Here is a 12,708-nt window from a genome sequence, read left to right on the forward strand (position 1 = left end):
CAATTTGATGATCAGAGGTGTTTCAGTTTCTTGACACTCAGAATACTCATCCTGAGAATAATTATTAATCTGTAAAATCTCCTGCAGGTGAATTTGAATTATCGACTCTGAATCTCGGATTTTGAATCGTTTTACCTCTTTCTCGCCGCGATCTTCGTTAATCCTGTCTCACCAATGATTTTGGCATTTATTTTGCGTAAAGTTTTACACAACTGGATGATTCAAGTGGGGTAAAGTACACCCGGCGAAGAGGAAAAATTCGCGATTTATCCCGGGAATGAACGTTTTTCAGCATGAGGACTACGCAGACTTTGGAATTGATCGTTAATGGCGAGGTTCTGCAATCTTTTGTGTCAAGTAAATAAAATCTGACAGTCATGTTTTGCTTGAATGGATATGTTTCAGGGCCTTTATTTTTTTGGCAAGCTATTCTTTAGATGACCATTAAAATTCCAGATTGACAATTATCGATGCCTGCTCCTCCTACCTGGCTTAATACGATGGCAAACCATGTGGCATCATTAATGTATGATGTCGATGTTCTGTCGCCGATCGGTTGCCATTTCTTTCACCACCTCAGCCGTGATGAATGGGAAGTCACTCTGTTTGCATCGAATACCGAGATTGTCGGCGGTGAATGGGACGGGGTTCTGGCGCCTTCCAAGTTCTGCTTCGATATCCTCAAACTCGGGGAAATCTTTCAGGAAGTACGCGCTTTGTTCTGGCAGGCGTTACCCGTTGATTTTGATGATCAGCTGGGATCGCATGTTTCCATTGAAGCGACCTATGAAGGACATCAGGTCTGGGTACGCATCTTAGCGGAATCCCCGGAAGAATTTGAACCAGGCCGCCGCATTCAGACTTATGATTTCAATCTGAAAGAGATCTGGTAATCCCGCCTTTTGCCATTTCACCTCTCTCCCCGACCCGGAACGCTTTGGCTGGGTTTTCGCCGTTGAGATACTCCGGTTCATTCTGACTCTTTGAGATCGATTCCAAAGGCTGTTGTAGATCTCTTCCGCGTTCTCGATTATCATAGGCAGTTTCAGAAATGCGTTGCTCTACGGAGCATGATTGTTTGATTCTGTCAGGGAGCGATGCGATGCAACTGGGCTTTGTTACGGCGATTTTGCCTGATTACGAACTGCGACAGGTATTTCAGGCGGCGGCGGAAATCGGTTACGATTGTGTGGAAGTCATGTGCTGGCCGGAAGGGAAAGATGCCCGCCGTTATGCCGGTGTGACTCATATCTCTGCAGAAGAGTTTACTGAATCGGATGTGAAGGTCATTCAGCAACTGGCCGACGAATTCGGCATTTCGATCAGTGCTCTGGGTTATTACCCCAACCCGCTCACGCCCGATCCGGAAGAAGCGCAGAAGTATGTCGACCACATTCAGAAGGTCATCGTGGCCGCCGGCATGCTGGGCGTGAATCGCATGAATACATTTATCGGCCGCGACTGGAAAAAATCAGTCGATGAAAACTGGCCCCGTTTTTTACAGACCTGGCCGGCGATTATCAAATTTGCGGAACAGCAGCAAGTGCGGATTGGTATCGAGAACTGTCCGATGTCTTTCACGCAGGATGAATGGCCCGGCGGTAAGAATCTGGCCTGCAGTCCGGCGATCTGGAAACGCATGTATGAGGACATTCCCAGCGAGTATTTTGGATTGAATTATGATCCTTCTCATCTGGTGTGGATGCACATGGATTATCTGGCACCGATTCGCGATTTTGCCCATCGAATTTTTCATGTTCACGCCAAGGATGTCCGCATTGATCAGCATCGGCTGGATCAGGTCGGAATTCTGGCGCATCCGCTCGAGTATCACAGTCCCAAGTTGCCCGGTCTGGGGCAGGTGAACTGGGGCAGTTTTTTCTCGCAACTGAATGACATCGGCTATCAAGGGCCGGTGTGTGTGGAAGTGGAGGATCGTGCCTACGAAGATTCGACCGAATCCTGTCTGGCCGCCTTGCGACAATGTCATACCTATCTGCGGAATTTTATTCCCGAAAGAAAGTAAGTCTTATGGAATTCGGCTATCACGACATTGCGAAGATGATCGATCATTCGTTATTGAAGCCGACGTTGACCACAGCAGAATTAGAAGCGGGCTGCCAACTGGCGCTGGCCTATGATGTGGCCAGCGTATGTATCATGCCCTTTTATCTCAAGCGCTGTGCGGAACTCCTGGAAGGTTCGACCGTCAAAGCGAGTACGACTATCGGTTTCCCGCATGGCGGGCATACGACGTATGTGAAACAGGCCGAAGCAGAACGGGCGATTGCTGAGGGCTGCGAAGAACTCGATATGGTGGTCAATCTTTCCCAGGTGTTAAGCGGGGAATGGCAGTATGTGGCTGACGAGATCGAAGCGATCACGAACATCGCCCATCAGGCGGGACAGAAGATCAAAGTGATCTTCGAAAACTGCTACCTGGAGGCTGAGCATAAAATCGAACTCTGCCGGATCTGCGGAGGGCTGGGCGTTGACTGGGTAAAAACATCAACGGGATACGGCACTGGCGGTGCGACGCTGTGTGACCTCAAGCTGATGAGGGCGCAGAGTCCCGAAAATGTGCAGGTCAAAGCAGCGGGCGGCGTTCGCACGCTCGATCAACTGTTGGAAGTCCGCGCGATCGGCGTCAGCCGCGTGGGAGCCAGCGCCACCCGTGAGATATTAGATACCTGCCGCGAGCGACTGAAGCTTCCACCGTTGAATTCCCGCTAAAAATTCTGCCCGGAGTACTTGTCGATTACTGCGATTTAAGTGCTTTTTTTTGCGCTTCCGCTTCCACTGCAGGATCTAGCTGTTGTACTGGATCATCATCTGAGTCAGGAGTCATGGGAGCTTCATCCCCACAGCCGAATTGAAAAGGAGTCATGCAGGTGGCAAGCAGTATTGAACGTAAAAATCTGGTCATGGTATGTATTATTCCAAATTGGTATGAAACGGCTGCGGGTAAACTAATTGAGTATTTAGGAAACCGAAGTGCGAAATGACTGACGAAACGTAGTTGAGTTAAAAAGCCTCGCCACTGTGAATCGAGCAACAAGTGGCGAGGTGTTTTTTCAGCATTTAGGAATCATGCATGAGTCCTACCATTCACCCAGGACATTTCCATCATTAGGATTACCCAGGTTTTGCCAGATATTGAGGTCAATATTATTGGAAGCAAATCGGATGGACCCGTCACCCAGCAGAGTGTGGACTCCCCCGACGTGCTTGCTGCGGGCTGACACGAGTGCCGTAGTAGAACTGGAACCTGCACCGCAGTCAGGTATTGGGGGATTGGGGGTGTAAAACGTACAATAATAATGTGATTGATTTAATGAAGCATACATCCAGGAATAACCTTGTTGCTCATCCGTTACGCTATTTTTATACTCTGTGGCGCAAGTGGTTGCACAAGTATTGCTGACTGGTAATTCGCTACACAATTTGGCACTGGCAAAGGTTTCCGAGACCATCATAGTGTTGGTTGTCCCATCTTCAATGTCACGTATTCTGACAAGGCTGTTCATACTGAAAACAGAACCAGGAGAATTATTTCCGGCATCTGTCGATTTACCTCTACAGGCCATATAGTTTGTGGGCCCATAACTTCCATTAGGTTGACGCGATGAATCGCTGGGGCAACGCATGACGGTCAGTTTTTCTTTTCGAATGTTACTATTAGGGGCCGCACTGACTCCATGTTCCATTTCCCAGTTGATCTGATTGTAAATCACAGCCTGATCCAGGAAGGGCAGAATGCGGGGAATCCAACCGAGCTGGCTGGTCGTCCAGGATTGAACACCGGTGCCATAAGTTCTTCTGACATCTCCAGGCGGAAACGCTCTGAAGTTATCGTGATAGTTATGCAGTGCCAGACCAATCTGCTTGAGATTGTTTTTGCACTGTGAACGGCGGGCTGCTTCACGGGCCTGTTGAACGGCAGGCAACAGTAAGGCAATTAAGATCGCGATGATCGCAATCACCACCAGCAGTTCGATCAGCGTGAAACCACGCTTCTTTTTGAGCAACAATTTTTCCATTACTTGAACTCCTGAAATAAGAAATGAGACCAACAAAAATATGTTGAAAAAAACACGAAACGAAAAATGCTGAAACCAACAGGCCAATCGCTGGTATTCAGTCTTAAATAGTTATTAGTCGGATCACAGATGAAATTGTGCTGAATTGCTGTGTGATAAATTAAACGGACATTAATGAGAAATTTATCGACACGGAACCTTTACGAAGTAGGTGGAAACACCACATCCAATTATAAAAAAATATGAAGAGAAAATCAATATTTAGATTGATCAAAATCAAGGCGAGGCAAGGCTTTGTGTATATTCAGGTCAATTGTGTATACTCATGAACAAAATGTCCGACCGGCTTTTGGTGAGTCATTCCGAATGCGACTTCGAATGGAAAAAGCAACCCGTGGGGATGAGACTTTAATCATTGCAAAATATGAATCCTGTTAGACTTAACAACATGTTATTATAGGGATTAGGTACTTTTCGTCTTTATTAACGGCTGTATTCCAGGTTACCACTCAGCAGTTGCGGCGAGAAAACAACTTTAACCATAGAGGCAATGAGCGAGATCCCATGCAGTTAAGTCAGAATTGCTAAAGCAGGGAGTTGAAACTGAGTCTCAATTTCCTTATATTATTAAGCACTAAGCTGATTTGATGCTGCAGAATTAACAAAACACACGCTGCAAAAATTATTGGTGCCAAGAGTGCTTAAGTGATGACATTAAACCAGATTGTAAAAGGCCAGGTGGCGCGGATTACACAGATCAATGGTGAAGATGCGATATCTATTCGCTTAATGGAAATGGGGCTCATTGACGGCGAACAAATTCAGCTGTTGGGGAAAGCTCCTTTAGGCGATCCGCTGGAGTTCGCAGTGCGCGGTTACCGTTTATCTCTGCGACTGAATGAAGCAAAGTGTGTCGAAGTCGAAATTGTATAACGAACGTGCCTTCCTGAAATAACAGGTCGTTCTATTTTCCTCCCGTATGAGAGCCCCGCTTTCAGATCTCCCAATTCCATGATCAACACTCCTGCCGTGCTGCAAAACACAGTGCAACAAAAAAAAATGACGATTGCCATTATCGGCAATCCGAATACCGGGAAGAGTACGCTGTTTAATCAGCTTTCCGGCGGGCATGCCCACATCGGGAACTTTCCCGGCGTAACGGTGGAAAAGAAAGTTGGCAGTGTGACCTGGGAAGGCCGCCAAATAGATCTGGTCGATTTGCCGGGAACCTACAGTCTGGCACCCCGTTCGATCGACGAAATGCTGGCGGTTGATGTTTTGCTGGGGAGACAAAAAAGTGTTCCCCGTCCCGATGCGATTATCTGTATTGCGGATGCTTCAAATCTGGAACGAAATCTGTATCTGTTCAGCCAGATTCTCGACCTGTCGATTCCCGTGGTACTGGTCCTCAACATGTGTGATCTGGCCCGGTCGCGGGGGGTAATCATTGACGCACAGGCTTTATCTCAAAAGCTGAATATTCCTGTGATTTGCACGGAAGCACATCATGGTAAAGGGCTCAAAGAACTCAAAGCAGCCATTCTGAAGATTGAGGCAGGAGCAGCGCACCCGCCGCTGGCACTGTTCCCGAATGCCTTTTATTCAGAACGAAATTTACTCAGAGAGAAACTGCAGACTCCGCAGGAGCAGGCCGCCCCGGATTTTCTGGTCGACCGGTTACTGCTCGATGTAGGCGGTTATGTCGAATCCTACTTCGAGCATCATGCAAAAAATGGCTTGATGGATCATTTACATGAGGCGCGCTCACGGTTGAAGGCAGCCGGTTTTGCCGTTCCCGCGATGGAAGCCCGCTTGCGTTACGGCTGGTCGCGAGAACTCTTACAGGACGTAGTACAGCATCCGCCCGACCATCGGGTGACGGCTTCCGATAAGATTGATCGCTGGTTGACTCACCGCATCTTTGGTTTTCTGTTCTTTTTTCTGCTGATGTTTTTCGTGTTTCAGTCGGTCTTTACCTGGGCCGGTCCCGCGATGGATCTGATTGAAGCCGGGCAGGGTCTGGTGGATGCGGCTGTGGAATCGGTGATTCCCCCCGGTCCATTGCGCAGTCTGCTGGTGGATGGTGTGAGCGCGGGGGTGGGAGGCGTACTGATCTTCCTGCCTCAGATTGTGATTTTGTATTTCTTCATCGCCGTCCTGGAAGACAGCGGTTATATGGCCCGGGCCGCGTTTATTATGGATCGTTTGATGCGCAGTTTAGGGCTAAGCGGTAAATCGTTCATCCCGCTGATGTCGTCGTTTGCCTGTGCGGTGCCCGGTATTATGGCGACGCGCGTGATTGAAAACCGGCACGAACGACTGACGACCATTCTGGTGGCGCCGCTCATGAGTTGTTCGGCCCGCTGGCCCGTTTATACGCTGTTCATTGCCGCTTTCATTCCAAACATTGCTTATCTTTCGATTGCCAATAGCCCCGTCGTGACCTTGCAGGGGATGGTCTTGTTTGCCATGTCGTCGATTGGGGCGTTAATTGCCATTCCTGTGGCCTGGTTTCTGAAGCGTGTCTGCTTCAAAGGGGATGTGGCACCGTTTGTGATGGAACTGCCGGGTTATAAATGGCCTTCGCCGCGGAATGTGATCTTTCGCGTTTATAATCGTGCCAAGTCGTTCGTGGTCAAAGCGGGCACGTTGATCTTTATGACCTCGATTCTGATCTGGGCCGCCGGCTATTTTCCGGGAGATCACAGCGAACAGTTTCAAGTCCAGAACCGGATTGAAACGGTTGATGTCTCTCTGGAAACACTTGAGGGGCAGATTGCTGCTGCGGAAGAAGACACAGCCGCGGCGCTCAAAGAACTGCAGACTCAAAAAGACGTTCTGACTCAGGAACAGTCAGAGTTAAATGAGAAACAGAATCTCTTGAGCAGTCAATTGGTCGAAAACAGTTTTCTGGGAAAAGCCGGACACTGGATTGCTCCGGTCGTGAAACCGCTGGGTTGGGACTGGAAAATCGGCGTGGGTGTGATTGCCTCGTTTCCGGCCCGGGAAGTCATCATTTCGACGCTGGGAACCATTTACAGTCTGGGCGGGGATATCAGCGAGGACGACGAAGGTTTAATCGGTTCGGTCCGTGCTGCGACCTGGCCCGATGGGAGTAAGGTATTTAATATCCCCGTGGCGATTTCGATTATGGTATTTTTTGCGTTATGTGCCCAGTGTGCAGCAACGTTAATGGTCATTCGGCGTGAAACCAACAGCTGGTTCTGGCCGGTGGTTTCATTTACCTATATGACGACGCTGGCGTATGTCGGTGCATTTATTTCGTATCAGGTGGGTATGTTATTTATTTAGCCTGTGTCCCGGTTTCCTGTCGCGTCTCCAAGGCCGATTGACACGAGTATCATAGAACGAGAAATGTTATGGTTAATTGGGATGCGATTTAGCGAAAGCGTGTCGAATTTCGTAAGAGTAGTGAAGAAGATCAATAGAGCGTTCTTTTCCGCATGAGGTCGCGTTATGAATCAAATTGACTGGCAATTCGTTGCAACGCTTTTTTTTGTTGCGGCAGCGGTCTATTTTCTGATCCGCCGCATCGTGCGTTTTTGCAAACAGCGCCCGGGATGTGCGGGGGGATCGTGCACGGGCTGTGACGCCGGGGCTGCGAAAACTCCGAACTTTGTTTCGCTGGATCAACTGAAAAACCCCAGGTAATCTACGACGCGGTCATGTTCTCCCTTTTCATGACTGCCGATTCTCACCTCTCTCCCGGTCTCGCTAACTGCTAGAATAGGCCGGGTTTGTCTTGCTGCATCACCTGTCTATGGAGAGATGAGGCAGGGGCAGTAATCAACTTAAACGGCGAAAAACCGTTATGCGCGTGAATGTCGCGATCAGGGACAAAAAAAGACGAAATCTGATGGAAATCTGTCAAAATAGAGTTGAAAGCGAGTCAGGAACCGTGAACATCAGGCAGGGGGCTGGGGTAGAGATTCACAGATCGGTGAAAACTCCCTTTGCATTCAGCGTTTTTTAAAAAGGTGCTGAAATCAGCAGTGACACATCGATTCATCTGTTGTTAACTCCCTCGCGCGCGACGCATATTCAGGAGTTTAAGCAGAGATTCCGCGAGGTCAAGTCGAGAATGTGCCCTTGTTTTGACGATTGACGGCGGCCAAAATTGAGTTTCCGGATAACAGTCAGGCAGAAAGTTCTCTAAAGCAGCAGGGGAAAAGATCCAAAATAGTATGAAATCACAGATTCTTTTGATCTAAGGCGATTTCTTCTTCGTTTCTAACAGCGTAAACATCGAATCAAGACTGAATTCAGGGAGCAGGAAAATGACAGAGGAAAGAATTTATCATCCCATGTCGGGCTGGTTTCCGTTAGCAGTTTGTCTGGGCGGAGTACTGTCCGCGGTATTGTTATTTATTGCCGGGGCTGTTTTTAGCAGTGGCCCGTTGATGTTTCTGGCATTCATTATAGGGCCCTCCTGCTTGATTGGCCTGTTTGGCTGTATGGCGATTGCCCCGAATCAGGCGCGTGTTCTGTTGTTGTTTGGTGAGTATAAGGGCTCGGTGATGCAGTCCGGTTTTTTCTGGGTGAATCCTTTTTTTACTAAGCACAAAATCTCTTTGAGGATTCGCAATTTCGAAACCGGATCTGTTTCGAGTCCCGAACAGAAGGATGCTGCGGGAAATGTTACTCACGCGAAAAGTCGTTCGACGGGAAAACCATCGAAAGTGAATGACCGAGATGGGAATCCGATTGATATTTCGACGGTGGTTGTCTGGCGCGTGGTCAATACGGCAGAGGCGATGTTTGAGGTGGACGATTACGAAGATTTTGTATCCGTGCAAAGTGAAGCCGCGTTACGAAATCTTGCCAGTCGTCACCCTTATGACAGCGAAGACCATGAAGTTTCATTGCGCGGCAATACCACGGAAGTCTGTGACCAGTTGCGGGTTGATATTCAGGAACGCCTGGATAAAGCGGGCGTGGAAGTGATTGAAGCCCGCATCAGTCATCTGGCTTACTCACCGGAGATTGCCGCCGCGATGCTGCAGCGACAACAGGCGCAGGCGGTGGTGGCTGCCAGAACGAAAATTGTCGAGGGTGCGGTGGGCATGGTTGAAATGGCGCTGGACCATCTGGCGGAACGGAAAGTGGTCGAACTGGATAACAATTATCGGGCGTCCTTGGTTTCGAATCTGCTGGTGGTGCTGTGCAGCGACCGGCATACGCAGCCGGTGGTGAATACCGGAAGCTCCTACAGCTAATGCGTACGCCTCGAGCACAGCTTGAGTTTCGATTCCTGGTTATGATTTTTGACTGGGGGTCAGCCGGGCAAATCCGGAATGGCGCACGGGGGTTTTCAAACGGGAGGCAAGATCGCCTTTACGCAGCGCTTCCGCCAGTTCCGCAAAGACGGTATCGGCGGCAGCGAAGTAGTTTTGAATATGTCTTTCCTGATGTGCGAGCGTGGGATAAAAGCCGCTCCCCGTCAGAAAACCGTGTTCCAGCATGCGAATCGTAAACAGCGTGCCGAGTTCTGCCGCCTGCGGATGATCGAACTGATGGTGTAACAAAACGGCGTGTCCGACTGCTTTGACGGGCAGGTCATGTTGTTTTCCCAGTTCCAGCCAACCGGCGCGGAATAATTCCCCGATCCGTTGGATGTGCTGGCGAACATTGACTTTTTGCATCTTTCTGATTGTGGCTAGCGCCGCTGTGGGACCGACCCCTTCGGTCCAGTAGGTGCTGGAAATAAACGAGGTTTCAGCCGCATCCATGACCGAGCGTTTGCCGATAATGGCTGCGACGGGATGACCGTTGCCTAACGCTTTGGCGAAAACCGCGATATCCGGTTCAATGCCATAATGCAGATGCGCGCCGCCTAACGCGAGTCGCCAGCCGGTGGTGATTTCATCGATCACAAACACGGCCCCGCATTCGTCGCAGAGTTCACGGACGGCTTCCAGAAATCCGGGATCGGGGTCAATGTAACGCGTCGGTTCCATCACAATCGCAGCCAGATGAGGGCCGCGTTCTTTGATGATTTTTTTCAAGCCCTCGGTATCATTAAACGTGAAAGGGTGCGTGGTTTCCGAAAGACCCTGGGGAACTCCAGCGGGACTTAACCCCGGCAGCAGATGTTTGTCGAGCGTGGTTCCCGTTTCCGCCGATTTGCGGGGCAGGTTAGTCGCGAGATACCAGTCACTCCAGCCGTGATAACCGCACAAGGCGATTTCATCGCGGCCGGTGCGTGCCCGAGCGATACGCACCGCGATAGCCATGGATTCTCCGCCCGTCCTGCAGAACCGCGCCTGATCTGACCAGGGATGAAGCGACGTTAGCAGTTCGGCGAGTTCGACTTCCTCGGGGGAATTCAGGGAGCTCATGGAACCGAGCTGTACGCGTCTGACGACGGCGTCGGTGACATCGGGGTCGCGATAACCCAGGAGGCAGGAGCCAATGCCTGAGGTTGCCAGATCGTGATATTTCTTTCCATCCAGATCGATGACTTCGCAACCGTTCGCTTCGCGGTAGTAAGCGGGCCAGCAATCAGGCGCGAACATCTCCGGACGTTTACTGAGGAGTTGTGTGCCGCCGGGAATTAATTGCTTGGCGCGCTGATAGGTTTCCTGCGTGAGGTTCCGTGCTGACTCTGGTTGAATGTCTAACAACTTGCGGGCATTGTGGCAGAAAATGCGTTCCACGTCGGCATCGATTAAACGCAGGGTATGACAAGCCTGTTTGAGTGCCAGCAGGGATTCCAGTCCGACGCGATTGGGACTTGCGAATGTGGCAGTATCCCAGTTGACATTCTGTTCTCCCAGCCAGAGAAAGCCGTCGCCGATACTCACACAGCGGCCATAGATTTCGCTGACGGAAAAGTCAGTGCCGAACATCAGGCGGGTGGTTCCAAATTCGCGCAGGATCGCTTCAAAAGGCTGGGATTCACAAATTGCGGACGTGTCGAAGAAGACGTTGTCCAGGGCTCTGAGTGAGGCGATACCTTCGACGGTGTGGTTGCCACAGAAGCCTCTGGCCGCATGCGCGAGGATCAGTTTGGCATGCGGGTATTGGAGGCAGTGATTCCGGATATAAGTCTGGTTGATCGGATCTGCGATGGCGCGATCCCGAACCATATGCAGCATGATGGCGAGGCTGTATTGATTTGACAGTTCCCAGACCCATTCCGGAATGTATTCGTGCGGTTCTGCCTGGAGCGTATCTGCTCTGTCTGCGTACACATGGTAAACTTTGAAGCCGACATAGTTTCCGGACTTGATCAGCGTTTCGACTTCGTCGGGGGAATCCTTGGGCGTGACCAGCAAGAGTGCTCTTGATCCCGGCTGATCTGCAAGTTCACTCAGGATAAACTGATTGGCGACCGGTCGATTGAGAGTTGGTTTAGGGATGGCGAAAAACAGCCCTGCAGACGGGCGCAGGTCGCCCATCCAGAGCTCCAGATTGTGGCAGTATTCTTTCCAGCCGGATTGACCCTGTCCATTTTCTGCCGATTCAGGCAGACCGGAAATTGCGTCATCTTGTCGATACAGGTGGGCATGTGCATCGAAACTGTCGGGGGGAACAAAGTGTTTTAGCTGGCTATCAAAAAGATCCCGGTCACTGGGAAAACGGTGTTTCATGATTTTCCCCCTCGCAGATAATGTGCGGCAGAGTTTGTCAGTCGATTATCAAAAGTAAAACCGAGTGGGCTGAATTGCTTCTGCATCTGTTCCAGGCCATTTTTGACAAAAATGATATCCGCCATATGATACAGCATGCGTGCGCCCTGGTTCATTAATTCCTGCGCGTGTTCGGTGTTGAACGTCGGCATGCCCCAGTGTTTTCCCTGATTGCGCGCCGCTTCCGCAATGGTCTGAATGGCCGATTGCAGTTTGGGATGGTTGAATTGCCCGGCGACTCCCTCGAGAATCGAGAAATCAGCGGGGCCCAGCATGAGGGCGTCGACACCGGGAACCGCGGCAATCGCTTCCGCCTGATCGACGGCGGATTGTTCTTCGAGTTGAATTGTGATGAATGTGTTTTCGTTTGCCTGTTGAATGTAATCCGAGATGGGCATCGTGCAGTAAGGCATATCCGCGCCGGAACCATCAAAGCCGCGTTTCCCCAGGGGGGCGAACTTGGACCATTTAACGACTTCCGCCGCCTCGGCAGCACTGCTGCAGCGAGGATACATAATTCCCTGTGCTCCCGCTTCCAGCATACGGCCAATTTGCATGAATTCCCCATTCGCGGGTCGTGCCAGAATATCCGAAGCGCCGATGCGCGCCGCCCGCATGAGTTGTGTTGCCGTCTCCAGACTGTAGGTATGATGTTCCATATCCATCCAGATGCCATCAAAGCCCATTAAGCTGGTGAGCTCAAAAATAGACGGATCCAGCAGATGCAGTTGCGTAATCAACACGGGTTCATTCTGGCTCAGTTTCTGTTTGACGCGACTGGCTCTCATCGAAGAGGTCCTTGATCTAAGGGGCGGGATGCACGATCTCATCTGCTCGGAGTAAAACACTAAGAATAAGTTATTGTACTACAATCGATTCTGCAAGCGTGATGGCAGGTCGGCTCAGAATAGTCGGTTTATAGTGGATATTTTGAAGTATCAAGCTCTGGTGTGCTAAATAGCGTAACCGTTTCAGCAAATACACGGTCTATCAACGGCTGAACTGAATCACAGCCG

Annotated in this window: 9 protein-coding genes; 6 read left to right on the top strand and 3 right to left on the bottom strand. The window is 50.3% G+C overall.

The genetic code is table 11. The features are described 5' to 3' along the window. Positions 1–470: 470 nt before the first annotated feature. From Q0294_RS07405 to deoC, 3 genes are all read left to right on the top strand, one after another. Positions 471–893: a hypothetical protein gene (locus tag Q0294_RS07405; RefSeq protein ID WP_299462675.1), complete on the top strand. Its 423-nt coding sequence runs from the start codon at positions 471–473 to the stop codon at positions 891–893. 209 nt (positions 894–1,102) lie between these two features. Beyond that, on the top strand, positions 1,103–2,026 hold the full coding sequence (locus Q0294_RS07410; protein ID WP_299462678.1) for a sugar phosphate isomerase/epimerase family protein: 924 nt from the start codon (positions 1,103–1,105) through the stop codon (positions 2,024–2,026). A 5-nt stretch (positions 2,027–2,031) separates the two neighbouring features. Next, positions 2,032–2,733 carry a deoxyribose-phosphate aldolase gene (gene deoC / locus Q0294_RS07415; protein WP_299462681.1) on the top strand — a complete coding sequence of 234 codons (702 nt, stop codon included), beginning with the start codon at positions 2,032–2,034 and terminating at the stop codon, positions 2,731–2,733. A 368-nt stretch (positions 2,734–3,101) separates the two neighbouring features. On the opposite strand, the gene Q0294_RS07420 is transcribed toward deoC, so the two are convergent. After that, positions 3,102–4,040, bottom strand: coding sequence for a DUF1559 domain-containing protein (locus Q0294_RS07420; protein WP_299462684.1), 939 nt, complete (start codon positions 4,038–4,040; stop codon positions 3,102–3,104). 708 nt (positions 4,041–4,748) lie between these two features. Here Q0294_RS07420 and Q0294_RS07425 point away from each other — a divergent pair. From Q0294_RS07425 to Q0294_RS07435, 3 genes are all read left to right on the top strand, one after another. After that, positions 4,749–4,973, top strand: a complete 225-nt coding sequence (locus Q0294_RS07425; RefSeq protein ID WP_299462700.1) for a ferrous iron transport protein A — start codon at positions 4,749–4,751, stop codon at positions 4,971–4,973. A gap of 111 nt (positions 4,974–5,084) precedes the next feature. Then, on the top strand, positions 5,085–7,352 hold the full coding sequence (feoB, locus tag Q0294_RS07430) for a ferrous iron transport protein B (RefSeq protein ID WP_299462687.1): 2,268 nt from the start codon (positions 5,085–5,087) through the stop codon (positions 7,350–7,352). Between the two features lie 986 nt (positions 7,353–8,338). Continuing rightward, positions 8,339–9,277 carry an SPFH domain-containing protein gene (locus tag Q0294_RS07435; RefSeq protein WP_299462690.1) on the top strand — a complete coding sequence of 313 codons (939 nt, stop codon included), beginning with the start codon at positions 8,339–8,341 and terminating at the stop codon, positions 9,275–9,277. A 39-nt stretch (positions 9,278–9,316) separates the two neighbouring features. Here Q0294_RS07435 and Q0294_RS07440 read toward each other — a convergent pair whose 3' ends face one another. Together Q0294_RS07440 and Q0294_RS07445 are read right to left on the bottom strand one after the other, a co-directional pair. Further along, the gene (locus tag Q0294_RS07440) at positions 9,317–11,653 is read right to left on the bottom strand and encodes an aminotransferase class III-fold pyridoxal phosphate-dependent enzyme (protein WP_299462693.1); all 2,337 of its coding nucleotides are present in this window, start codon (positions 11,651–11,653) and stop codon (positions 9,317–9,319) included. Further along, the gene (locus tag Q0294_RS07445) at positions 11,650–12,480 is read right to left on the bottom strand and encodes an aldolase/citrate lyase family protein (protein ID WP_299462696.1); all 831 of its coding nucleotides are present in this window, start codon (positions 12,478–12,480) and stop codon (positions 11,650–11,652) included. Before Q0294_RS07445 ends, Q0294_RS07440 begins: the two co-directional genes overlap by 4 nt. Positions 12,481–12,708: the final 228 nt, after the last annotated feature.

The sequence above is a fragment of the uncultured Gimesia sp. genome (genome assembly GCF_937919775.1).
Lineage (GTDB): Bacteria > Planctomycetota > Planctomycetia > Planctomycetales > Planctomycetaceae > Gimesia.